The organism is Lactobacillus xylocopicola (assembly GCF_033096005.1).
GTDB lineage: Bacteria > Bacillota > Bacilli > Lactobacillales > Lactobacillaceae > Lactobacillus > Lactobacillus xylocopicola.
Window position 1 is genome coordinate 985,345 of record NZ_AP026803.1, and the last position, 24,836, is coordinate 1,010,180.

The window sequence follows — 24,836 nt, forward strand, 5'->3', positions numbered from 1 at the left end:
CTACTCCCCACTCGCTTCATCTTGGAAGTGGAACGTCTTCCAGCAGGTACATCTTACCCAGTGACCGGGATCAACTTCGTGCATGGTTGGTTCCGCTTCGTGCGCACTGGCAGGAATCCACGGAATTCTCGCTGCAAAGCGGTCACCTTCACGTGGCATGTTCTGCAAAGACGGAACTGTTCCCTGGATAACGTGCAAGTCATCTTCTTCATCCTCAGTCTGAGGCATCGAATTGAGCAGTGATCTGGTGTAGGGGTGTAGCGGATGTTCAAAGATGGTCTTCACGTCCGCCTTCTCCACTATCTGCCCCGCATACATAACTGCTACTTGGTCAGCTGTCTCAGCCACCACGCCCAAGTCATGGGTAATCAAGATAATACCAGAATGTGATTGCCGCTGAATGTCTTCTAGCAAGTCCAAAATTTGGGCTTGAATGGTCACATCGAGTGCAGTAGTTGGCTCGTCAGCAATAATTACTTCTGGCTTGCAGGCAATTGCCATCGCAATCACAATCCGTTGCCGCAATCCACCCGAAAGTTCGAACGGATACATTGCGTATGTCTCTTCCGGCTTTGGCATGCCAACCTGATTGAATAACTCGATAACCCGTGCATGACGCTGCTTTTCGTTCATATCAGTGTGATAATAAAGCGTTTCTGCTACTTGGTCACCAACCCGCATTAACGGATTCAGACTGGCTAACGGATCTTGGAAAATCATCCCAATCTTATTTCCCCGAATCTTATCAAATAGCGACTCATTAAGCCCTACCAAATTCAATTCATTGTACAAAATATCGCCAGTTACCTTAGTATTTTTGTGGTCGTATAAGCCAATAATACTTGAAGCAATTGTACTCTTGCCACAGCCAGACTCACCTACGACCGATAGAATTTCATCACGTTTCAGCGTTATGTTGATATCATCAGCAGCATCATAAAACTTGCCTTGTAATCGGTAAGCCGTATGCAGGTGCTGGATATCTAACAAGAGATCACTTGGTCTTTCCAAAGGACATTCCCCTCTCAAATCTTTTAGCTGATTTATTAAAGATACTTAATAAATTTATTTAATTTCTAATTATAACCATCAAACCGGCTATATGCAATGCCAAGTTGATAAACTAGAAATTAATTTCTGTGAGCGGCTATATAAGTAACCGCATCACCAACTGTCTTAATCTTTTCTGCGTCTTCATCAGAAATCTCGGCGCCAAATTCATCTTCTAGTTGCAAAATAAACTCAACCAAATCAATGGAATCAGCGTCCAAATCACTAGTGAAATTGGTTTCTTTGGTGATCTTCTCCTTATCAACTTCAAGATTGTCAGCGAGAATGTCGCGAATCTTAGTAAAAATTTCTTCTTCAGTCATCATTTCTCTCCCTTGTCATAGATATAATTATTTAGCTTGGCCAAATTCCGCCTTAAACTCTTCAATAATCTCTTCACGTAAAATCTTGTCGACTTGTTTAATCGTGTAGTAGACGGCCCGCTGATCAGAGCGACCATGGGTCTTAACCACTGGCGCATTAACACCAAGCAAGACGGCACCGCCATATTTGTCAATATCGAATTTCGCCGCAAGATTTTTCAGAGCTTTTTTGCTTAATAAAGCACCAATTTTAACCCAAAAACCGTTATTTAACAATCCGGCTTTTAGCAAATGAATCAAAACGCTGGCCGTGCCTTCGAGATTTTTGAGCACAGCATTACCGGTAAAGCCATCAGTGACCACAACGTCTGCCTTACCATCAAGCAATTCGTTACCTTCAATATTGCCGATAAAGTTAAGTCTACTGCTTTTTAGCAGTTCATAGGCCTGCTGGTGTACATCATCTCCCTTATCGCTTTCGGCGCCATTGTTGAGCAGTGCTACTCGCGGTTGACTAACGCCGCGCACTTTTTCTGCGTAATATGCAGCCATTTTGGCCCAATTAAGGAGGTATTCCGGCTTACTTTTAGCATTTGCGCCGACATCAATCATCTCAAAGCCATCATCAGAATTCTTCACGGGCAAGGTTGGCATCAATCCGGGCCGTTCAATGCCCTTAATGCGACCAATAATAAATATCCCGCTGGCTAAAATGGCACCAGTGTTTCCCAGCGACAGGAGGGCATCGGCCTTACCCTGCTTAACAAATTGGGCGGCCACCACTAAAGAAGAATCTTTTTTAGTGCGAATTGCCTTAACTGGTTCATCCTCATCGTTGATTACTTCAGAGGTAGCCACAATTTCAACCCGTTCCTCGTTTTGGCCAAGCAACTCCTTCAACTTGGTCTGCTCACCAAAGAGCATAAATTTAGTCTCCGGTAATTCTGCTTTGGCTTTTAATACGGCCTGGACGATTGCTTCGGGAGCATGCTCACCGCCCATTGCATCTACTGCAATTGTTCTCATTTTCATCACAATCTCTCTAAGTTCGTTCTTGCTGTAGTTGTTTATATTCTAACACTTGTTTCAAAGTTTCATGCGTCTGGAGCTGTAATTCAGGGTCATTTTTGACCAACTTCTTAGCTTCTTGCTGGGCCACAACCAAAGTTTCATAATTATTGACCACATTGCCAACTTGAAATTCAGGCAGACCAGACTGGGCTTTTCCGAAAAGATCACCCTCCCCGCGCATCTTTAGATCTTCTTCTGCTAGTTTGAAACCATCAGTAGTCGCGGCAACAGCCTGCATCCGGGCCTTACCAGTGGCAGTTTTGGGATCAGCCAGAAAGACACAGTAACTTTGTGTTTGGCCCCGACCAATTCGGCCACGTAACTGGTGCAATTGACTCATACCAAAGCGATCAGCGTTATAAATGACCATCATATTGGCATTAGCGACATCAACACCAACTTCGATTACACTGGTTGCGACCAGAATGTCAATCTCACCCGCGGCAAAGGCTGTCATAATTTCATCTTTTTGCGGGCTCGTCATCTGACCGTGGAGTAAAGCCACTTCTTGCGTCGGAAAATCATGATTCAACTTAGCATAGAGTTCCTCAGCGTTTTTTAAGTCTAGTGCTTCAGACTCGGTTATTAGTGGCGTAACCGCATAGATCTGAAAGCCCGCAGCGAGTTGCTCCTGCATTAAGCGATAGACCTCAGCCATCTGGCTACTGGTCTTCCAGGAAGAGATAATCTGCTTACGCCCAGCCGGGAGGTGGCGAATTTCAGAAAGCGTCATATCGCCATAAACAGTTAAAGCCAACGTCCGCGGAATTGGTGTAGCAGTCATTGCTAACACATCTGGAACATTCCCCTTGTTAATCAGCGACCGCCGCTGAGTCACTCCGAAGCGGTGCTGCTCATCAATAATGACCAGACCCAGACTCTTGAAAATCACACTGGGCTGAATCAACGCATGAGTACCAATGACCACATTAATAGTGCCATCAGTTAACTCCTGGTAGATTTCCCGGCGCTCTAATGTTTTGGTCGCTCCCGTCAAAAGTGCAGTACGCACACCCAAAGGACGCAGCAGTTCATCGATTTTTTTGAAGTGCTGGCTGGCCAAAATTTCAGTCGGTACCATCAACGCCGCTTGAAAACCACCCGTAATAGCAGCATAGATGGCATAAATGGCTACAATCGTCTTACCTGATCCGACATCTCCTTGGAGCAAACGTTCCATCTGCCTGCTCGAGTGGATATCAGCAAAAATCTCATTGATGACATGCTTTTGATCAGCCGACAAGTCAAAAGGTAGCATTGCGGTTAAGCGAGCTATTTCTTTCAGATCATAGTGCTTGGCGATGCCCCGGTTATGCTCATTATGGGCAGTCAACCTGGTCAATTCCATTTCAAAGATAAAGAATTCACGAAAGATGGCGCTACGCCGAGCTCTTTCTGCCTCATGACCATTTTTGGGGTGATGCATTTGTTGGACTAGATCTTGTTCAGACAACAAACGATATTTTTGCTGCAAGTCAGCTGGCACTACATCATCAACTTCTGGTAAAAAATCCGTCAGGGCCAGATTAATCAATTCAAGTAACTTTTTTTGCCGTAGGTGCCGGTTAACTGAATAGATCGGAGCCATTCCGCTATCGTTTTCTTTGGTAGCAACAAACTTAAAGCCTGAAAGGCTCTGCTTGGCCAGATTATACTTGCCGTAGATGGCAACTTCCTGGCCAACCTCCACTTTATCCTTGAGCCAAGGTTGATTAAAAAAATTGACCATGACAACATCATGGTCAATTCTGATTTTAAAGCTAAGTCGGCTCTTCTTATAACCGAAACGGCTAACAAATGCAGCTGTCGCTACTATTCCTTTTAACATTACCTTTTGACCATCCATGATCTGGTCAAGCGGGATTGTCTGAAGCTCATCATAGCGAAAGGGAAAGTAAAACAACAAATCATAAATACTATAAATGCCTAGGCTTCCCAGTGCTGCTGCAGTCTTTGTTCCCACCCCTTTAAGGTTTGTTACGGGAGCAAATACTTTTTTTGCATCCATTGTTATTCTACAGAAACCAGGAAGTTGTATACTGGCTGACCGCCGTCATGAATTTCAAACTCAAGTTCATCATGCTTTTCTTCAAGAGCACTAACAATTTTTTGGGCTTCGCGTTCATTCGAATCACGACCAAACATGATGGTAATAATTTCTGAATCTTCATCTAGCATTTTTTCAACCATGTCGAAAGCAGCCGTCACCACATCAGTCTCAGCAATCTTAATATCACCATCAATAATGCCAAGATAGTCGTTCTGGTGGATTTCTACGTCATTGATAGTCGTATCACGGTTGGCCTGGGTAACTTCGCCAGAAACAACATCAGCAAGAGCTTGAGTCATATTGTCAACATTCTCCTCAACCGACAAGTCTGGGTCGAAGGACAACATTGCCGTTAATCCTTGCGAAATAGTCTTGGATGGAACAATACCAACAGGCAAGTCGCTAACTTCAGCAGCTTGTTTAGCCGCCATGACAATATTGCCATTATTAGGCAACACGATTGCCTTCTTAGCGCCAGACTTCTTAATTGCATCAATAATATCCTGAGTTGACGGATTCATCGTTTGACCACCTGAAATAATCCGGTTCACGCCTTCGCTTTCAAACAAAGTACGAATACCATTACCAGAAGCCACAGCGATAACCGCAAATTCAACACTCTGCTGGTCCTCATCACTGTTGTTAACGATTGTCTCATGCTGGATACGCATATTATCAATTTTAATCTTACCTAGTTGACCAAATTGACTACCATAAGTGAAGACGGCACCTGGATGTTCAGTATGAACATGCACCTTGGCAACTTCATCATCAGAAACGGCCAACAGGGAATCACCAAGACCAGAAAGATGTTCTCTGAATTCTTCCAGCTTAAACGGTTTTTTGTGGGGAACATCTGCGGTTAAATCAACCATGATCTCCGTACAGTAGCCGTTCTCAATGTCCTGCGTGGCCAGTTGCGATTGGACGGACTGGTGGTGCATCGCATTGATCATTTCATCCATTTCACCTTCATCCGGCTGATAGCGGTCAGTAAATTTCTCACCGAGTAAACCTTCTAAAAAGCCTTCATAGATAAACAATAAGCCTTGACCACCAGAATCAACTACACCAACCTGCTTCAGCACGGGCAGTAAGTCAGGCGTGGTCTTTAGAGCAGCCTTAGCTCCTTCAACGATGGCGGTCAGTACCTCTTCAACGTCGTCGGTTTCATTAGCCTTGTTAGCACCTTCTTGAGCCGCAACACGAGCAACTGTCAAGATTGTCCCTTCAACCGGCTTCATGACGGCCTTATATGCCGTTGCAACACCATTTGAGAAGGCATTGGCCAGTTCTTGGGCATTCATTGTCTTCAGGCCCACCGTAGCCTTGTAGAAGCCCCTAAAAAGTTGCGAAGAAATAACCCCACTATTACCGCGGGCACCCATCAGCATACCCTTAGCTAAACTTTCCGTCAGTTCGCCAACCATTGAACTAGTATTTTCAGCTACAGCCTTGGCGCCACTTTCAATGGTCAAATTCATATTAGTCCCAGTATCACCGTCAGGAACTGGGAAGACGTTCAAAGAGTCGATAAATTCGGCATTACGTCCCAGTCGGTGGGTAGCCACACGAACCATATCTCTAAATTTTTTACTATCTATTTCCTTTAAAACCAAAATCCATAACCTCCGCTTGAGTTATTCGTCAAGCACTTTTACACTTTGAACGATGACATTAACAGCTTTTGTATCAATCCCAAGTTGATTCTTCAAGTTGAACTTAACACTGCCCTGCACATTACGGCTTACTTCCGAAATTTTTAGACCGTAGCCAACAATGATGTAAACATCCACTGTAATCCGATTATCTTCAGACTTAACAACGACGCCCCGCTTATAATTGGCCCGGTTAAGAATGCCGTCGAAACCATCGCGAAAAGCGTTCTTCGAGGCCATTCCTACGACACCGTAATTCGATGTAGCTGCACAACCAACGACAATTGCAACTACTCCGTTTGAAATATCAATCAAACCATTATTCGTTTTGATTTTAACAGCCATGTTTATCCTCCGTATCATTGTTCTCAATATTATGTATCTATTTTATCATAGTCGGCAAGTAGAAATACAACATTCCTTCTTTAAAAAATCTTGTGGTTGCAATGATTAAAAAGATATGCTATCTTAATTGAGTATGAAAACATAGATAAAAGGAGGTTTAGCAAATGGCAAAAGATTATATCACTGGTAAAAAGACCACTTTTGGTAACACACGTTCGCACTCACTGAATTCATCACGGCGGACCTGGAAGCCAAACCTTCAAAAAGTTCGTATTCTTGTTGATGGTAAACCAAAGCGCGTATGGGTTTCAACCAAGACCTTGAAGTCTGGTAAAGTAACTCGCGTTTAATTACGATGAAACTAGTAGAAGTATACTTCTACTAGTTTTTTATTCAGTTCAAACAAAAGCCATTTTCACAGTATGAAAATGGTTTTTTTGTTTCTTGCTTTTTAGTTTCTTATTGATTAGAGCGATGCTTGCGACTGACCCAGGCGCCGCAAAGGGCAATAATTACCAGCACTCCACCTAGAGTTAATGTAGCTATACTCAGTTTTTGGTTATTACCCGTTTTAGGCAAGGTTTTGCTGCTTTGATCGCTTTTAGCACTAACTTTATTTGTCATTGGGTCATTCGCTTTTAAAAAAATATTTCTAGGATCTTTGGCTGATTTAGTTGTACTGCCATGTTTACCAGTACTTGGTTCTTTACCTGGATCATCCTGACTGCTATTACTCGGTAATGCTGGCACACTTGGATTCACGGCGCTTACTATATCATTCGGCGATACAGGATTTCCTGGTCCACTGGGAGTTACAGGGTTAACTGGAAATGTTGGGCTAATCGGAGAATTAAGCTGATCCTTTCTATACACCCAGCTGACTGTTTGCGGGTTAGCGGCAAAGTAACCTTTGGCATCCCCGCGCACCTCCTTAAAGGTGTAGCCCGGAATCACTTTCTGCGTACTCTGATATGCAGCACCAATTGGGCCATTCAAGACTTCATCTGGTGCAACTGTCTGTCCGCCCTCATCTTGATAATGAACGGTAACCGTAGCGGTTGGGGTTGGCATTAGTAGCTTGGTATAGACAAACGTAATTTCCTTGTCATTACCCTCTTCAAACTTTCGGGCTGGATCTCCCTGCACTTCCTTGAGTGTGTAGCCCGGAATCGTTGCCTGATAGTCCGCCGTGTCATAATTTTTATCAATTAAGCCGCGGATTGTGCGCGTGGGTACCAGCGTCTGCCCACTTTCATCCTGGTAGTGGGCTATCAGCTGACCAGAACGGATATAGGTGTCCGCGTCTGTGCCTAGGCGATACTCATTCACTAATTCCTCTGGGGTCCAGACATTGGGTCCCTTGGCATCAGTCAACTTACCTCCAGCCAGACCAACCCACTTACTATTAGGATTGAGCATAACAGGTGCATCCTCTAGATAGTACCAACTATAAAGTTCTGCATTTTTAACATCACATTTGGGACTTAACTTCAAGATTTTTAGCTTGGGCATAGCAGAAAGCATCCCAACTGTTGTCTGGTCTTTGTAACCCATAGCCGGTTTGCCATAACTGCTAATACTTGTCATGTCGAACTTGCTCAGATCAAGTTCCTCCAAGCTGGCACAGCCACTAAACATAGCGCCGACGTTAGTCACTTTAGACGTGTCAAAGCCGGTCACATCCAGTTCAGTTAGATCATGACAATCCCCAAACATGTCATGCATGTTAGTCACTTTAGACGTGTCAAAATGGCTAACATCCAGCTTCTTAAGCTCCGTACAACCAGCAAACATCTGGCTCATGTCTGTAACCTGAGAAGTATCAAAGTGACTGACATCTAATTCCGTCAGTTTCGTGCGGTGAATAGTGCCATCACTGATATAATTGAGATCAAACATGAAACTCATGTTAGTCACTTTAGACGTGTCCCAATGACTAACATCTGCCTTCTTTAGGTTGTGACAGGCAAAAAACATTTGTCCCATATTAGTAACTTTACTGGTATCAAAATGACTGACATCAATATCTTCTAAACTGTTGCAGTTAGCAAACATATTAAACATATCAGTAACATCAGAAGTATCAACGTTAGCTAACCCAGTAATACTGGTTGCGCTATTTAAGGCAGCAAACAAACGATCCACTGAACCAATCAGCTTAAACTGTCCTATTAACTTAACTTGCTTAATATCTGGTGTATAGATACCCGGAACATAGCCACCCATCGGATCTGGATTAGTAAGCACAACTGGGTTACTAGCAGTGCCGCCCGGAATTGTTAATATACCACTAACATCATCGTAGGCAACTTGGAGTCCGTTCCAACTGGTATTCACTACTGACCTGGTCAGTTTATTACTTTTAGCTGGCGCCACGGCAGCCGCACTGTCCGTCGCTGTGCTCTTAGCTGCGCCAGTATTAGTAGCGGTATCATTAGAAGCTTCATTTGTGCTTGCATTTAGCTCTGGTGCAGTGCTTGTTCCTCCTTTATTGGGAGATTTCTGCGCCATTTCTTCTAAAACTACATCGTCTGCCTTCACGATCTTAGCATTAAGCATAAACAATCCTATGGCAGTGACGCCCCCAAATAAGAGCTTTTCGCCTTGGTGCTGGATACTAGATTTTTTCATATTAAGTGTTCCCTTCAATAACCATAATAATGTTTTTGTTATTATCTGATTAACTAGTGTTTGCTTTCCCATATTATCCACTTTGCTAATAATATCATTGCTATTATCTATACTCAAGGTAATTTTCATATATAAAAACAAAAACCCATGATTAATGAGTTTTTGTTACATAAGTATTTAAGTGTTGAGTGATTTTTTATAAAACCCAGTATGTGCTTTAGACAGAGTATTTTTTAAACAGCTCAATTTGTTAGAGCGATTATTTTAATATAATAATTTAGTTATATTTAACTACTTTTATTTAAAGATAGCAAGGTATCAATCGACTTATATGCGCGAGCTCAATTGGAGGCCAGTTACCCGAATCTCAGCATCAAATACTCTGGTACCGGTCAATATCCTTAGTTTGAATGACTGCCACAATGCCTTTAGCAAAAGACAAGTCAAATGCATCCTGGCCCGGTAGAAACTCGTTTGAGGCAAAAGAAAGTGGAACTGCACTAGTATAGTTATTCAGCTCGTACTTAGCACCGGTAATGCTCAGGCCAGTAACTGCTGTTAAGGGGGCAACACCAAAATAGGTATACCCTGGCAGGCGGTTAACCAGGTGCTGACCCGGCCAGTAAAAACGTAGCTCATTTTGCTGGTCGACCAACTCGATATTCTCGGCATATTGACTAAAATCTGACTTAACTACCATCAGAAGATTAGTTAAAAAATGATCGAGCCGGCCTCCCGTTGCCCCATATAAGGTTAAGGCATCAACCTGATAGTCGACAAAAGCATATTTAGTTGCTAGCTCGGCATCGGTAAAATCTTTTTCTGGAATCGAGTAGCGTAGATCGGGAACATTCTCTTCTATTTGGGCTAATTCGGTCTTCTTAAGTGAGTCAAAGTCTCCAACTGCCAAGTCGGGAACCAGATTCAATTCTTCCAGCAAAAGACTGCCGCGATCAACACCAATGAGTAAGTCTCCAGCTGCTTGCCTTGCGGCTAAAAATGCTTGGAGGTCGGTAGGCCATTGCGTCTTGGGGCCCCCTAAAAGTGCACAGGCCCTCATTGTAATGCCTCAGTTAATTCAGCAAGTTGTGCCTCAATCGTGTTTTGGCAGAACAAGTATGAACCTGCCACAAAAATATTGGCCCCAGCTTCCTTTGCCAGTTTGGCCGTTTGGGCGTTAATTCCGCCATCAACTTCAAGCGGAACTTTTGTTCCTAATACTTGCTTAGCCTGCTGAATTCGATCAGCCGACTCAGGAAGATATTTTTGCCCGCCAAAACCTGGATAAACGGTCATTATCAACACCTGATCAAGTTTAGCAGCAAACTGGGACAAAACGGCAACCGGCGTGTCCGGGTTCAACACCAGTCCCGCCTGCACCTGGTGTTCATGCAAGTAATCTAGCCATCCATTGACTTCCGCTTCGTTCATGGCCTCATAATGCAGCAGCACTAGGTCGGCCCCAGCCTTCACAAAGGCTGGCACTAAAACTCCGGGATTATTGCTCATCAAGTGAATCTCGGCCTCAAGGTTGGGAAAGGCATGTTTAAAATCACTGACTAGTTGGGGACCAAAGGACAGGTTCGGCACAAAGTGACCGTCCATGATATCAATATGGAAACGGGTGATGCCAGCTTTAGCCGCTTTTTTAAGATCTGCTTCTAAGTTCAAATTATTAATGTTTAGAATTGAAGGTGCAATCAAGCTTTTTCTCCTTATTTTAAATACTCCGGCAACTGGCCATTAGCAATTGCCGTCCGCATTAGCAAGTAGTCATCGTATCGACTCCGCTTAATCAGGCCCAGTTCAACCAGTCGCTTGACCTCACACTTGGGTTCCTTGAGGTGCTGGCAGGTGCGAAACTTGCACTGGCTACTAGCTCGTTTGAACTCGACAAAGTAATTACCAAGTTCATTGACCTTAATGGGAGTTAGGTCAATTGCAGAGAAGCCTGGGGTGTCAGCCAGAAAACCCTTGCCCAGGTTGAACAATTGTACGGTCCGCGTCGTGTGCTTACCCCGGTTGAGACTAGTCGATATTGCCGCGGTTTCCTGGCTTAGGTCCTTTTTAAGGTGGTTAATCAGTGTCGACTTACCTGCCCCAGATTGACCCGCTAGTGTCCAAATTTGCTCTGGGCCAATTGCTTCCGGTAGCTTGACTGCTAGACCCGACCAGTCATCAAAAACGGGATAACCAATTGCTTGGTAGTAATCAAGGTCGCTTTTAAGGTGCGTCAGCGCTTTTTCACCGGTCAGGTCTCCCTTAGATAGGTAAATACTAACTGCAACCTGCTGCCAAGCAAAAAAGGTTAAAAATCGATCAAGCAATTGCAGCGAAAAATCCGGTTCAACGGCTGACATTACTAGCAAAACGTGATCGACGTTAGCCAATGCTGGTCGACCAATCAAGTTGCTACGGGGGAAAACTTCAAGCAAGTAATTTGTTCCCTGATCGTCAATTTGAATTTTGACCCGATCACCAACTGTAGGTTTCAATTTATTTTTGCGAAAAACGCCCCGCGCCCTAGTTCGAACTACCTGCTGGCTTGTCAAAACATCGTAAAAGCCAGCTATTAAGCCGACTACAATACCTTCTGCTGTCATCGTTATTTGCTTACCTTCTGGTTCAAAATCGTTTGACCATCACGGACAACCCGCAAGGAGCCCGCACCTTCCTTTAGGTGGAACGGAATAGAAAAGTTCATGTCTCGCTTAATATAAAGGTCACGGTAAACATTGCTGGCCGAGTGGTTGTCGTCGGCAATATAGATTTGCACATGATTGCCTTGGTGGTCTTCATCATTATTTTCATCTTTTTCGTAAGTGACTGAGAACGTCCTAATCGTCGTATCATCACTCTTTTTCTTTGCACCTTCAGAGACACTAATGGTAATGGTGCTGCCACGTGGTACCCTGGTACCTGGGTTAGGACTCATCTCCACGATCATCCCCTTCTTGACCTTATCAGAATAAGTCTGACTGACTTGCAAGGTTAGGCCATGCTGACGTGCATATTCTTTAGCCTCTTTAAGTGAGCGATTTTTTAGATTAGGCAGTTTAATGGTGTCTCTCAGGTGGTCATTTTGTCCTTTGGACACACTCAGCGTAATTGTGGTCTGGTTCGGTTTAACCTCAACCCCAGCAGCGATACTCTGGCTAATGACATGATTGGCGGGAACGCTAGCAGAAAAGCGACTCTCCTTAATAACTTCAAAGCCCATCTTTTCCAGCTTATCGACCGCTTCTTGGTAATCATCACCGGTAACGTCGGGTACACGGGCCATGCCGGCACCAGCGGAAATATAAAGGTCAATTATCCGGCCGCGCTTAATTTGTTCACCTGCAGTTGGCCTAGTCTCAATTACTCGGCCTTGATCAATACTGTTAGACTCACGATGCTTGATACGGCCAACCTTTAACCCCACGCTTTCTAGTTTAGCCCGCGCACTTCTTTCAGTTAAGTTGGTCACATCAGGAATGCGTACCTCACCGCCATTACGGTTAGACAGCACAAATACCATCAACCCAACAACCAGTATTGCAGCCAAACCGATAAACAGCCACCACCACTTATGGTTACGTAAATTTTGAAATTTACCGGCCTGGAGCGCCTGCTTGGTAGTTTCCTGGTCTTTTTCTTGGTCTGCCTGCTTGGCCTCGTCTCGGTCTGGACCAGCATCATTATTAAGCTTGAAATTAGGCAAAATAATCGTTTCGTCATTATTCAGCCCATCATTAGCAGAAAAGATTGGTTCATTAGCCCGTGCCGGATCAAGACTTGTGTCTAAATCTGCCTTCATTTCACTGGCTGAATAATAACGGTCACGGGGATTTTTGGCTGTTGCTTTAAGCACAACATTTTCAAGAGCCTGGGGAACCTTAGTGTCCTTTTGCTTAATTGCTGGAATTGGTTCCTGGGCGTGCTTTAGTGCCACTGAGACTGCAGAGTCACCACTAAAGGGTACTGAACCCGTAATTAACTCATACAGGATTATGCCCAAGGAATAGATATCAGATTGCTTAGTTACCATGCCTCCGCGAGTCTGTTCGGGTGACATATAGTGAACCGAACCTACTACAGAATTTGTTTGCGTGACAGAATTTTGGTTCAATGCTACGGCAATACCAAAGTCGGCAATTTTGATATTGCCGCGCTTATCCATCAGAATATTTTGCGGCTTAAGGTCACGATGAATTACGTTATGCTTGTGGGCTAAGGTCATTGCGCTCAATATTTGATTCATAATGCGGATAACATTATGCAAATCCAGTGGCGAATTTTGCCTGATATACTCTTTAAGGTCTGGACCATCAACATATTCCATGACCATATATGGAATACCGTGATCGGTCGACACATCTAAGACCATCACAATATTAGGATGACTTAATTCACTAGTCGCCAAAGCCTCCCGCTGAAAACGGGCCAGGGTCTGGGGTTCCTTTTGTAAATCCAAACGCAAGATTTTGACGGCAACTTTACGTTCTAAAATAATGTCTTCAGCCAAATAGACATTGGCCATGCCGCCCTCACCCAGTGTATCAACGATACGATAGCGGTCTCCTAGTAAGTAACCCTTGGTGATCATTGCTGCTCACCGCCTTCATGCAGCACTAGACAGACAGTGATATTATCTCCACCACCTAAGCGGTTAGCCTCGTTAATTAGCTTATGACAACGGTCTTTGAGCGATAACTCCTTGGTCGCCAAAATCTGCTGAATTTGAGGATCACTAAGCGAATTATTGAGTCCATCCGTGCATAATAAGATTAAATCATGATCGTTCAGCTCGATCTGCCGATATTCCGGATTGATTGTACTAGAAACACCAAGTGACTGGGTAATGATATTTTTTTGCGGATGATTGCGCGCCTGTTGCTTGGTAATCTGCCCCATCTTCACTAATTCATTAACTAGCGAATGGTCTTCAACCAACTGCATAAACTCACCATTGGTGTAGCCATAGGCCCGCGAATCACCTAAATGAGCAATCAATGCTTCGCCTTTAAAAGCGATGGCCAACACAATCGTCGTTCCCATCCCATTAAGGTCAGGAAAGCGGTCAGCAGTCTTCAAGATAGTTTCATTTTCAGCACTCAGCTGGACATCTAACCATTGGCGCGCACTTTGACAATCAAAAAAGTCAGTCGTACTAAAGCTATGCCCTAGGTGGCGGACCGCCATCGTTGAAGCAACATCACCACCCTGGTGACCGCCCATTCCATCACAGACCACCGCCATGGTGGCTCCCTTTTTATTCTTAAAAACCTGGACAAAGTCCTGATTGCTCTTCCGTATCCGTCCGATACTTGAAGCAAATGCTGTTTCGATCAAAACTTAACCTCGCACTACAAATTTAGCAATGAAAAAACCGTCGCTGCCATATTCATCCGGCAGGATTTTAACCATACCGTTAGGAGCAGCAATTTTCCCGGTCTCAAACGGTTGCAACTTAAATTGGGGATTATCGCTTAAAAAGGCTTGGACCACATACTCATCCTCTTCAACCGTAAAAGTGCAAGTAGAATAAACTAACTCGCCTTTATCATTCAAAAGTGAACTTACCTGATTTAGAATTGCCAGCTGCACTTTTTGCAACTTAGTCAAATCAGCAAGACTCTTGTTATACCTGATTTCCGGTTTGCGCCGCAACAGACCTAATCCTGAACATGGCGCATCAACCAATATTTTGTCAAATTGCCCCGGTTGAAAGACCTCTTTTGCGAATCTGGCATCCATTTTCTGAGTTTTTACTTTACTTGCAACATTCATTCTCTGACTGCTTTTTTGCACTAAACGCAGTTTGTTTTGGTGAATATCTAGGGCAGTAACTCGCCCTGCGGACAATTGTTCAGCCAGCTGAATGGTTTTGCCGCCCGGAGCGCTACATGCGTCAAGTACCTCTTCATCCCCAGTGAAATTGAATGCACTCACTGCTAAACTAGCAGCTTCGTCTTGAATTGTCAATTTTCCTTCTTTGAACAGCTCTGAATCACTGATTCCGCCATGGTCTAAAACAACTTCTTGGGCGGTCATTTGCGATTCACAGGGAGCAAAACCCAAGTCGTTCAGTGCGGTTACGACCTCTGTAGCCGAAACTAATTGGGAAATCCGTACGGTGTTTTTGGCTGGTTCATTGACACTGGCCAGAATGCTGGCCGCCCGCTCCGCGCCCCAATGGTCCACCAAATACTGGACTAGCCAAACGGGCATGCTCTCCTTAACCACCAAGTAGTCAGGTGCCGTCACCTGCGGCAGCACCCTGCCCCGTCTGAGCAAGGCACGTAGAATACCGTTGACAATCTTAAAACCAGTAGAGTGTGGTTTGCCAAATTGCTTGGCCAGTATGTTGGCCTCATTTAAGACTGCCCGGTTGGGTACCTTGTCCATAAAAAGCAACTGGTAAGCCGACATTAACAATAATGGCCACAGGTAATCTTCCTTGAGCTTGGTTTTAACCAAATCTTGCAGCTGGAACTCTAAATAGATTTTTTCTTGGATTGTACCGTAAACCAGGCGAGTCGTGAAATTACGATCTGTCTGCGACAAGTCAGAGGAGCGAAAACTATTATTTAAACTAATATTTGAATATGAGCCGTCACGCCAGACACGGATTAAAGTTGCTAAGGCGACAGCACGAGCACTTTTAGTCGTCGACAATTTTTTCTCCTACTGTAAACTTGCTACCCTGGCCGTTCAAAAAGTTTTTCACTGGCATTTGCTTTTTTCCTGCAGGCTGCACTTCAACCAGATCTAAAACTGTACCTTGGGCAAAACTGAGGGCGAAACGGCCGTCTTTTGCAACTAAACTACCAGCCGGCAGGTTAGTTTTTTGCGAATTAACCTTGGCCCGCCAAACTTTGAGCCGTTTGCCATCAATCACCAAATACGCTCCCGGGCTGGGATTCAGCGCTCTAATGAGGTTATTAGCTGCTAGAGCGGTCATCGTCACCTTGATTTGTTCTTGGTCCTTGCTAATGTTTGGCGAAAAGGTTACCTGATCCTGATTTTGCGGAGTTTTGTCCGTCGGATCTGCAATAATTCGCGGCAGGGTCTCAAGTAGCAAGTCGCGACCAAGCAGCGATAACTTATCAAAGAGCGTGCCAGTCGTGTCAGCTGCCTTAATTTTAAGCACTTTTTGCGCGTAAATAGCACCAGCATCCATTTCCTTGACCATCTCCATAATAGTTACACCGGTTTCCGCTTCACCCTTGAGCAAGGCATACTGAATTGGTGCCCCTCCGCGATACTTGGGGAGCAGCGACCCGTGAACGTTCACTGCAGCAATCTTGACCGATTTCAAAAACTTGGTAGGCAAAAACTGACCGTAAGCAGCAGTTACAATTAAGTCAGCATGCAGGTCAATAAGTTCCGCCAGCTCTGGTGAACGGGGTAATCTATCTGGTTGAAAAACGGGTAATTTCAACTCTTCCGCCGCCTGCTTAACGGGTGTTTGGGCCACTATTTGCTTACGACCCACTTTTTTGTCAGGCTGGGTAACAACGCCCTTAATTTCATAGTTATGTTCAACAAGTCCCTTTAAAATTGGTACCGCAAAGTTTGGCGTTCCCATAAAAATCACTGATGTCATTGAGCATCTCCTTTTTACATAATTCCTTCAGGCTCGTTATCAATGTAGATACTTAAGCCGTACTTCTTCACCTTCTGAGCGGAAGCCTGAATTTGATGCAATAAACTATTTAAATTATCTTCTTTTTTATATTTTACCAGTATTTGATAATAATATTGATTTTTTAAGCGTGAAATTGTACTCGGCGCCGGTCCCAAGATAATGGTTGAGCGCTGCAGGTTCTGCTGAAGTTGAGTCTTGATCTTGAAAGCTTCTTTGGCTGCATTTTCAGCCTTCTTCGCGGCCACAGAAACAAGTACGGTATAAAAGTATGGCGGATAATTCCCGGCGTGGCGCACTTTCATTTCATACGCATAAAAGCGCTCATAATCCTGCGTTTGCGCCAGTTTAATTGCATAGTGGTCGGGGTTAAAGGTCTGGATAAGCACCTCACCCGTTTTGGCTGAGCGACCAGCCCGACCAGCAACTTGAGTCAAAAGCTCAAAAGTACGCTCGGAGGCATTGTAGTCAGGAAGCCACAAACCCGTATCGGCATTAACCACTCCGACCAGTGTGACATTGGGAAAGTCTAGCCCCTTAGCAATCATCTGGGTACCTAGTAAAATATCAGCCTCGTGGTCACCAAAGGCATCAAGCATCTTTTTAAAACTGCCTTTCCGCCTGGTCGTATCAACATCCATCCGTAAAATCCGCGCCTCCGGCACCAGCTCTTGCAACTCTTCTTCTACCTTTTGCGTACCTGTTCCCAAAAAACGAATTTGAGGGCTCTGGCAATTAGGACACGTTTGCGGAATAGGAATCGTATAACCGCAATAGTGGCACTGCATTTGCCCCGTATCTTTATGCATGGTCAGTGACAGGTCACAATTGGGACATTGCATTACATAACCACATTCCCGGCACAGCATAAAGTTGGCAAAGCCTCGCCGGTTAAGCATTAAGATAATCTGTTCTTGCCGTTTTAGGCGAACTTTAATTGCGTCAACCAGTTGATTCGACAGATCAAATTGTGTTCCACTAAAATTTGTCTTTTTTAAGTCAATTACCTGAACCTCTGGCAACGCTTGTTGGTTAGCACGCTTAGGCAGTTGCAAGAGTTGATAAACGCCTTTTTGTGCCCGGGCGCGACTGCCTAATGAAGGTGTTGCACTGCCCAGCACTAACGGACAAGAATTATACTTACTCCGCCAAATAGCCACATCTCGAGCATGGTAACGCGGGTTATCCTCCTGCTTATAGGTCGCTTCATGCTCTTCATCAATGACAATCAGACCAATATTAGTTAGCGGAGCAAAAACGGCACTGCGGGCACCAACCACGACCCGCACTTCGCCGCGCCGAATGCGCCGCCATTCATCGTAGAGTTCGCCTTCAGACAAGCCACTGTGTAAAACAGCAACCTCGCTGCCGAAGCGGCTCCGAACCTGGTCAACCATCTGCGGGGTCAGCGAGATTTCTGGTACAAGCATCAGAGCATTTTGACCGGCAGACAGGGCATGACTGATTGCGTGCAGGTAAACTTCGGTTTTGCCACTACCAGTTACACCTTCAAGCAAAAAAGTTTGGGCTTGTTGGTTTTCGATTGCCGGCTTGATCTGCTGCAAAGCGGCTTCCTGTTCCTGGTTTAAGCGCAGCTTGACTGGCGACGATGTTTGCTCATTGAATTCTGCCAGTGGATCTCGATAGACTTCAGTTGCTGCTTTTTTCAGCCAACCCTTTTTAACGGCAGCAGTTAGCGTCCCAGTTTGAACGCCAGCAGCACGTTCCAGGTCATGCTGCAGCATGGGAAAATCATCACTGTGCTCAATTAGGTACATTAACAATTGTTGCTGCTTTAAGGCATTGGCGCGTAGACCTTCATAAATTTTACGGTATTGGGCTACCGCCAAAGGTGCAGCGTAGCAGCTTTGGGTCTTGACCCGTGCCCGATTTTCAACGATATATTCAACTTCTGCGTCTCCGCTGCGCAAGAGCTTGCGAATATAGGCGATTTCTTTATTATCAGTAATCTTGTTCAGATCTACTGGATCACCGCTAAAAAAAGGTAGCCGCTTAGCTGCTGCTGACACCGGTGTCAAGATTTTGCGGTAATTTGCGCGCATTACCCGTGGCAGCATTGCCTTCAAAAGCGCAATGCGATAAGCAAAAATCTCATCAGCTAGCGCTTTTGATAGGTCAACTAGCTCAGGCGTCAGCGGTGGCAGCTCATCGACCACCACCAGTAAATCCTTTAGCTTACCCTGAAAGTGACTTTCTTTGGTTAAGCCAACCACAAAGCCCTGCAATTTACGTGGACCAAAAGGTACAAAAACACGCGAACCCACTTCAAGCTCGGTTAGTTCGTCTGGCACATGATATTCAAAAATGCGGTCTGTCTGTTTAGCTGCAATGTCAACAATAATTTGCGCAATCATGCAATCACCTTCAAAAAATGACCTCCATCTTTTGGATGGGGGTCATAAATTTAACCAACTGTTGATTAACCAATCTGATTAGAATCAACAGTAACCTTGCCAGCTTCTATTTCTTCTAAGGCTTTACCAACCGGCTTTAGTGATTGGTATTCTTTTAAGGCCTCCGGAACACCGTCTTCTAACTCATGTGCCCGTTTTGCCGCTAGCACAGATAATGAATAGCGTGAATCCACGCGGTCTAATAATTTGTCAATTGATGGATATGTAACTCTCATCTTAATTCTCCCTAACCATTTTTCGATAAGTATCAATAACGCGTTTAACACTAACATGTTCCGCATCTACGATTGCCTTAATATGGTCAACCGCATTGGCCACTGTATCATTAACCACAGCATAGTCATAGTCTTGCATGACCAAAATTTCGGTACGGGCCTGGTTAATTCGACCCATAATCACGTCTTCTGGTTCCGTACCCCGGTTTTCTAGGCGCAGGTGCAAAGTGTGCAGGTCCGGTGGAGTCAAAAAGATAAAGACCCCATCTGGCATCTTTTCCCGTACCTTACGGGCACCATTCACGTCAATTTCCAGTAAGACATCTTTACCCTCAGCCAGCATCTTTTTCACTGGTACAAGTGGGGTACCATAATAATGGTTGACGTATTGGTTGTATTCTAGCAACTGCCCCTGGTCAATAGCCGCTTTAAATTGGGCTTCACTGACAAAGAAATAATCCTGACCGTCCACCTCACCTGGTCTGGGCTTTCTAGTTGTCATTGAAACCGAATATTCAAATGGAAAAACTTTATTATCAACAATCGCACTTTTAACGGTTCCTTTGCCAACTCCAGAAGGTCCCGAAAGGACAAGTAACAAACCTTTTTCTGCCATGCCATACTCCCCTATCCAAAGCAATTACCTCTAGTTTGCACTAAAAGGGAAAGTTTTTCAAGTTCTGACCATTCAGACAATCGCTGATTAGCAAGAAAAAAATCAAAATTTCTCGATCAACTAAAATAAACTTTCGTAAAAAGCTTGTTTTTTAAAACAAATGTTCTTATAATGTAATCAATCAAACAAGAGTTCGGAAATTTTGCAGGGTGAACAGATGAAAAATACACTTAAAAAAATCTATCATTACTTATTTGCCTATGATGACGAAAAATTGAGTATCTACAGCCAATATCAACATGAAATTCTCACAATGCTCGACCGGGCAATGCTCTACCGGGTAGATGTCTTGCTAAGTTATCGCGATGGCCGCTGTGAAATTGGTCAAATTACCAAACGTCTTTCAGTTGGCCGCTTCGTCTTGCGTTCAGCTAATCAAAAACTACTGCATGTGGTTGATCTCGATGATATTTTCCGCATTGATCTGGCCTAAAAACACGTTTCTATAACTTGAACAGAAGTTTGACTAATTACTAGCAAATCTTACTTAAGACCGGAACTTTTACCTGCCTTCTGCTCCAAGTAATCCGTCTCGCCATTGATCTTAAAGCCAGCATTCTGGTACGCATGAATTGCTGCAGTATTATCTGTCTCAACGTCCAAGACAAATTCCTTTGAGCCCTTTTGCTGGAGAAGCTGCGTCATTTTTTTGACAAAAAAGGTGGCAAAGCCGCGATTACGAACCGCCGAGGCAATAAACAAACCAAAGAAATAATCATAACTGCCCAACTCAACGGCGCAATAGCCCACAATTTTGTTTTGGTAGAGCAACACAAAGCTGCTCGTTTCTTCATTTTGCAAACCTTCTTCGATATACTTGGTCGATGAAGTTAGGTTATCGCCAAAGGCTTTACTGTGGAACTTAGCAACTTCAGCTACATCAGCTTGTTTTAACTCATTTACTGCTAACGTCTGGTCCAACTGATCAGTTGGACCAACCCGCAGCGGACTTTTGGTGCGCATGTTATATGTGCGGTCCTTAATTACTAAGCCCGTCTTTAGCAAGAAGTCTGAGTTCTGCTCCAAGAAGTTTTTTTCAGAAACGTAATTATAGTTGTGATAACCATAGCCACCTAAAATTTTCTCTGCCCGCACTAGCATTTCCTTAGCAATTCCGCGCCGCCGGAAATCAGGAGCCACTTCAAGATGCACATCAACCACTTCGTCTGGTTCATCATCGGCATAGAGCATAGTCAGACCTACCAACTTGCTGGCCTCATAAGCCAGCACAAAGGTTGGCATTTCAGCGAAATAATTATAGCGATTACTCAAATAGATATCTTCATAGGTGCCATCAGCTGCATGGACCTTTTGGGTTAATTCTTTAGCCTGCGCTACTTCGGTAGGATTAAGGCTAACTTTTTCAACATAATTCATTTTTTCTTTTTCCTGTTAAAATTCTTCATTAAGTCCTTGGCATTTTGCTTGGCCGCCTTAGTAACATTACTGCCGGCCATCATTTCTGCAATTGCCGTAACGGTTTCTGCTTGCGTCAAGGGGCCAATTTGGGTATAGGTAGCGCCTTCCTTAACTTCCTTGGCTACCAGGTATTTCTGATCACCAGCGGCGGCCACCTGTGGCGAGTGGGTAATTGCAATCACCTGCTTATGCTCACCGATCGAGTGCAACTTTTGCCCGATTGCAGCTGAAACACGGCCGGAGACACCAGTATCAATTTCATCAAAAATCATGGTGGCAACTGGCTCTACCCTGCTAAAAATTGCCTTGAGGGCCAAAATGAGCCGCGATTGCTCACCTCCGGAAACAATCTTAACCAGTGGCAGTAACTCTTCACCGGGGTTAGGAGCAATCAAAAAAACCAGTTCATCCGTACCTTTATTGGTAAACGATTTAGCAGCAGAAAAAGCGATGGCAAAGCGGGATTTGGCCATATACAAATCAGCTAGTTCCTGCTTAATTTGCTCCTCCAACTGATCAGCAACTTTTTTCCTGGTTTCATGTAAAGCTGCAGCTTCCGCGGTCAGTTTGTCCTCGAGTTTGGTAAGCTGCTTTTGCAACTTTTCCTCGTCCAAACCCCCCGTTTCATAGTGGCTCAGTTCATCCTGCACTTTTTCGTAGAAGGTAAAGACATCTTGCAGAGTCGGACCATACTTTTTTTTGAGTGAATTAAGCAAGTCGAGGCGGTTAGAGACATACTGGAAGCGTTCACCATCGAAGTCCATTCCATCGAGAACATTAGTTAACGCGCTACGTGCATCACTCAGCGCAAAGACACCGTCATCAATTGTCTTAGCGATGTCCTTAAACTTGTCTCCGTATTCTGCCAATTCATTAGCAGCACTTTGAGCGTTGCCCAGTAGCGCTTCAAGACCGTGTTCATCGTCGTCATATAACTGCATTAAATAATTAGCTGTCTCAACAATCTTTTGGTAATTGTTGAGCTCAGTATATTCTTGTTCAAGTTGCTCATCTTCTTCAGGATCATTCAAGTCAGCAGCAGTTAGTTCATCATTTTGAAAGGTTAAAATATCCTGTTTTTGAGCAAGTGCTTGGGCATCCTGATGTAGGTGTTCTAGCCGCGTTGACAAGTTTTGCCATTTTTTAAAGTCTACCTGGTATTGCGCCAACCGGTCTTTGAATTCTGATGGAGCATAGTTATCCACCAAGTCGATTTGCCGGTCTTGATCCATTAGGATCTGCTGGTCATTCTGGCCATGGATATCAACTAAGTAATTGCCTAGTTCGCGCAGCACGTTGGTCGTCGTTAACTGACCGTTAATGCGCACAACGCTGCGTCCCTTGGTTAATTCCCGGCTGATGACGAGTTGGCCATCGGAAGCTGGCAAGCCATATTGAGCGCAAAGCTTGGTAATCTGTTCCGCTCCCTGATTAACATCAAATAGACCCGTCACAACCGCCTTTTTTTCGCCACTACGAATCATTTCTTTTTGCCCGCGACCACCCATTAAGAGTGACACCGCATCAATAATAATTGACTTACCAGCACCGGTTTCTCCAATTAGGGCCGTCATATTTTCTTGAAAGCGAACCTTCAGTGCCTTAATAATCGCGAAGTTCTTAATATCCAGTTCAACTAGCATCTTCTTCTCCTAAAGCTCAGCTACCGCTCGTTCAACAACTTCTTCCGGTGTTCCGGTCCACCAAAGTTGACCACCCTGCTCACTACTTTTTTGCAGGTGAATTAAAAACTCAATATTACCCTTACCACCCTTAATGGGAGAATAGTCTACCCCCAACACATTGAAACCACAGGCCAGTGCCTGCTCAATCGTATGCTGAATGACGGCGCGGTGGATCGCATGATCATGAACAATACCATGTTTACCTACGTTTTCTGGTCCTGCTTCAAACTGCGGCTTAATCAAGCACACTGCATCACGGCCATCCTGTAAGATTGCAAACATTGGCGGCATAATTAAATCAAGCGAAATAAAGGAGACATCAGTCATTGCAAAGTCTGGCACGCCCTTAGTAAAGTCCGCTGGTTTACTATAACGGAAATTCTGCTTTTCCATTACTACTACGCGCGGATCATCGCGCAATTCCCAGGCCAACTGGTTGTAGCCGACATCAAGGGCATAAACCAGCTTGGCCCGATTCTGCAAGGCAACATCGGTAAAACCACCGGTTGAAGAACCGATATCCAAACAAGTACGGCCGGTCAAGTCAATATCAAAGGCCGCTAAGGCTTTTTCCAGCTTAAAACCACCACGCGAAACGTACTTTTTGTGCGAAGCTTTGATAAAGAAGTGTTCATCTGCGGGAAAACTACTGCCACTTTTATCAATGCGCTGGTGGTTATGATCGGAAACAAGTCCCGCCATAATTGCCCGCTGGGCCTGGGTCCGGGAATGGAATAGCCCTTGTTTGGCCAGTATTACATCTGCTCGTTCTTTAGCCATTTTAGAGCACCTTCTGATATAGGTCGAGAAAGCCAGCTAAAATACCGCTGTCCAAGCCAGTTAAGCTAGTCTGTGCGGCTTTGATTAGTGTTCGTAATTCTGCACGACTGCGCTCTGCCCCCAGCATGGTTAAAGTGTTGTGCTTGCCATTTTCCTGGTCCTTATGGGTGGCCTTACCAGCTGCTGTACTTGTTTCAACAATATCAACCAAATCATCATAAATTTGATAGGATCGACCAAAGGACCGACCAAAAGCAAGCAGTTTGGCTTTATTGGCTGCACTTGCGCAACCAGCGACTGCCGCCATTTCTACACTAGCAACAATTAAGCATCCTGTCTTAAGCCACTCCATCCGGTTAATTAGGTTAGCATCGGTAGCAACAGTGGCATTATTAGTCGCAGCTATGTCTAAATACTGACCGCCTACCATTCCGTTAGCACCAATTGCACGGGTCATAATCTTGACCAAGTCAGCTGATTCACTACCTTCTGCAATCCACTGCAGGCCAAGTGGCAATAGTGCATCCCCAGCCAAAATCGCCTCGGCCTCGCCCCACTTCTTGTGGCTGGTCAGCTTACCGCGACGGTAGTCATCATTATCCATTGCTGGCAAATCATCATGAATTAGGGAATACGTGTGAATCAATTCAATTCCACCCGCAATTTGGATGTCCTGGGCCGTGATGTGGTGATTTATGGCATCAAGTGTAGCCAAAAAGAGCAGCGGGCGTAATCTCTTACCCCCAGCCATGACTGAGTAGGTCATAATTTTGCTAAGCTTGACCTCATCAATCTCACTAGCCAGGTGCGCTGCCAAGTAGTCATCAACTACCGGTGTCCATTTTGCTCTAAATTCGTTAAAAGTCAT

Annotated in this window: 23 protein-coding genes; 2 read left to right on the forward strand and 21 right to left on the reverse strand. The window is 44.6% G+C overall.

Annotated elements, in window-relative coordinates; all coding sequences use genetic code 11:
* The 6 genes from R8389_RS04900 to R8389_RS04925 all read right to left on the reverse strand — a co-directional run bounded on the left by R8389_RS04900 (window position 1) and on the right by R8389_RS04925 (window position 6,497).
* Window positions 1-1,011, reverse strand: a complete 1,011-nt coding sequence (locus R8389_RS04900; protein WP_317636928.1) for an ABC transporter ATP-binding protein — start codon at window positions 1,009-1,011, stop codon at window positions 1-3.
* A gap of 119 nt (window positions 1,012-1,130) precedes the next feature.
* Window positions 1,131-1,373 carry an acyl carrier protein gene (gene acpP / locus R8389_RS04905; RefSeq protein WP_317636929.1) on the reverse strand — a complete coding sequence of 81 codons (243 nt, stop codon included), beginning with the start codon at window positions 1,371-1,373 and terminating at the stop codon, window positions 1,131-1,133.
* Between the two features lie 27 nt (window positions 1,374-1,400).
* Window positions 1,401-2,399: a phosphate acyltransferase PlsX gene (plsX, locus tag R8389_RS04910; RefSeq protein WP_317638254.1), complete on the reverse strand. Its 999-nt coding sequence runs from the start codon at window positions 2,397-2,399 to the stop codon at window positions 1,401-1,403.
* A 16-nt stretch (window positions 2,400-2,415) separates the two neighbouring features.
* Window positions 2,416-4,452 (reverse strand): ATP-dependent DNA helicase RecG, encoded by a 2,037-nt coding sequence (recG, locus tag R8389_RS04915; protein WP_317636930.1) that lies wholly within the window; start codon window positions 4,450-4,452, stop codon window positions 2,416-2,418.
* A 2-nt stretch (window positions 4,453-4,454) separates the two neighbouring features.
* The gene (locus R8389_RS04920; RefSeq protein WP_317636931.1) at window positions 4,455-6,113 is read right to left on the reverse strand and encodes a DAK2 domain-containing protein; all 1,659 of its coding nucleotides are present in this window, start codon (window positions 6,111-6,113) and stop codon (window positions 4,455-4,457) included.
* Window positions 6,114-6,134: 21 nt separating this feature from the next.
* Window positions 6,135-6,497, reverse strand: coding sequence for an Asp23/Gls24 family envelope stress response protein (locus R8389_RS04925; protein ID WP_317636932.1), 363 nt, complete (start codon window positions 6,495-6,497; stop codon window positions 6,135-6,137).
* Window positions 6,498-6,661: 164 nt separating this feature from the next.
* On the opposite strand from R8389_RS04925, the gene rpmB reads away from it, so the two are divergent.
* On the forward strand, window positions 6,662-6,847 hold the full coding sequence (gene rpmB, locus R8389_RS04930) for a 50S ribosomal protein L28 (protein ID WP_317636933.1): 186 nt from the start codon (window positions 6,662-6,664) through the stop codon (window positions 6,845-6,847).
* A gap of 109 nt (window positions 6,848-6,956) precedes the next feature.
* Here rpmB and R8389_RS04935 read toward each other — a convergent pair whose 3' ends face one another.
* The 11 genes from R8389_RS04935 to gmk all read right to left on the reverse strand — a co-directional run bounded on the left by R8389_RS04935 (window position 6,957) and on the right by gmk (window position 20,024).
* Window positions 6,957-9,128: a BspA family leucine-rich repeat surface protein gene (locus R8389_RS04935; protein ID WP_317636934.1), complete on the reverse strand. Its 2,172-nt coding sequence runs from the start codon at window positions 9,126-9,128 to the stop codon at window positions 6,957-6,959.
* A gap of 373 nt (window positions 9,129-9,501) precedes the next feature.
* Window positions 9,502-10,188, reverse strand: coding sequence for a thiamine diphosphokinase (locus R8389_RS04940; RefSeq protein WP_317636935.1), 687 nt, complete (start codon window positions 10,186-10,188; stop codon window positions 9,502-9,504).
* Window positions 10,185-10,832, reverse strand: a complete 648-nt coding sequence (gene rpe / locus R8389_RS04945) for a ribulose-phosphate 3-epimerase (RefSeq protein ID WP_317636936.1) — start codon at window positions 10,830-10,832, stop codon at window positions 10,185-10,187. The genes R8389_RS04940 and rpe overlap by 4 nt, the downstream gene beginning before the upstream one ends.
* A gap of 11 nt (window positions 10,833-10,843) precedes the next feature.
* Complete coding sequence (gene rsgA / locus R8389_RS04950; RefSeq protein WP_317636937.1) at window positions 10,844-11,731, reverse strand: ribosome small subunit-dependent GTPase A; 888 nt, start codon at window positions 11,729-11,731, stop codon at window positions 10,844-10,846.
* 2 nt (window positions 11,732-11,733) lie between these two features.
* On the reverse strand, window positions 11,734-13,716 hold the full coding sequence (gene pknB / locus R8389_RS04955) for a Stk1 family PASTA domain-containing Ser/Thr kinase (protein WP_317636938.1): 1,983 nt from the start codon (window positions 13,714-13,716) through the stop codon (window positions 11,734-11,736).
* Window positions 13,713-14,462 carry a Stp1/IreP family PP2C-type Ser/Thr phosphatase gene (locus R8389_RS04960; protein ID WP_317636939.1) on the reverse strand — a complete coding sequence of 250 codons (750 nt, stop codon included), beginning with the start codon at window positions 14,460-14,462 and terminating at the stop codon, window positions 13,713-13,715. The genes pknB and R8389_RS04960 overlap by 4 nt, the downstream gene beginning before the upstream one ends.
* Before the next feature lie 3 nt (window positions 14,463-14,465).
* Window positions 14,466-15,788: a 16S rRNA (cytosine(967)-C(5))-methyltransferase RsmB gene (rsmB, locus tag R8389_RS04965; RefSeq protein WP_317636940.1), complete on the reverse strand. Its 1,323-nt coding sequence runs from the start codon at window positions 15,786-15,788 to the stop codon at window positions 14,466-14,468.
* Window positions 15,775-16,719 (reverse strand): methionyl-tRNA formyltransferase, encoded by a 945-nt coding sequence (gene fmt / locus R8389_RS04970; RefSeq protein ID WP_317636941.1) that lies wholly within the window; start codon window positions 16,717-16,719, stop codon window positions 15,775-15,777. The genes rsmB and fmt overlap by 14 nt, the downstream gene beginning before the upstream one ends.
* A gap of 14 nt (window positions 16,720-16,733) precedes the next feature.
* Window positions 16,734-19,133, reverse strand: a complete 2,400-nt coding sequence (gene priA, locus R8389_RS04975; protein WP_317636942.1) for a primosomal protein N' — start codon at window positions 19,131-19,133, stop codon at window positions 16,734-16,736.
* Window positions 19,134-19,198: 65 nt separating this feature from the next.
* The gene (gene rpoZ / locus R8389_RS04980) at window positions 19,199-19,408 is read right to left on the reverse strand and encodes a DNA-directed RNA polymerase subunit omega (RefSeq protein ID WP_317636943.1); all 210 of its coding nucleotides are present in this window, start codon (window positions 19,406-19,408) and stop codon (window positions 19,199-19,201) included.
* Window position 19,409: 1 nt separating this feature from the next.
* The gene (gene gmk, locus R8389_RS04985) at window positions 19,410-20,024 is read right to left on the reverse strand and encodes a guanylate kinase (protein ID WP_317636944.1); all 615 of its coding nucleotides are present in this window, start codon (window positions 20,022-20,024) and stop codon (window positions 19,410-19,412) included.
* A 217-nt stretch (window positions 20,025-20,241) separates the two neighbouring features.
* Between gmk and R8389_RS04990 the strand changes: the two genes are divergently transcribed.
* Complete coding sequence (locus R8389_RS04990) at window positions 20,242-20,517, forward strand: hypothetical protein (protein WP_317636945.1); 276 nt, start codon at window positions 20,242-20,244, stop codon at window positions 20,515-20,517.
* Between the two features lie 50 nt (window positions 20,518-20,567).
* Here R8389_RS04990 and R8389_RS04995 read toward each other — a convergent pair whose 3' ends face one another.
* From R8389_RS04995 to R8389_RS05010, 4 genes are read right to left on the reverse strand one after another with little or no spacing between them, the layout of a single operon-like run.
* Window positions 20,568-21,461 (reverse strand): GNAT family N-acetyltransferase, encoded by an 894-nt coding sequence (locus R8389_RS04995; RefSeq protein WP_317636946.1) that lies wholly within the window; start codon window positions 21,459-21,461, stop codon window positions 20,568-20,570.
* Window positions 21,458-23,146 carry a DNA repair protein RecN gene (gene recN, locus R8389_RS05000; RefSeq protein ID WP_317636947.1) on the reverse strand — a complete coding sequence of 563 codons (1,689 nt, stop codon included), beginning with the start codon at window positions 23,144-23,146 and terminating at the stop codon, window positions 21,458-21,460. The genes R8389_RS04995 and recN overlap by 4 nt, the downstream gene beginning before the upstream one ends.
* 9 nt (window positions 23,147-23,155) lie before the next feature.
* Window positions 23,156-23,968 (reverse strand): TlyA family RNA methyltransferase, encoded by an 813-nt coding sequence (locus R8389_RS05005; RefSeq protein ID WP_317636948.1) that lies wholly within the window; start codon window positions 23,966-23,968, stop codon window positions 23,156-23,158.
* A gap of 1 nt (window position 23,969) precedes the next feature.
* On the reverse strand, window positions 23,970-24,836 hold the full coding sequence (locus R8389_RS05010) for a polyprenyl synthetase family protein (protein ID WP_317636949.1): 867 nt from the start codon (window positions 24,834-24,836) through the stop codon (window positions 23,970-23,972).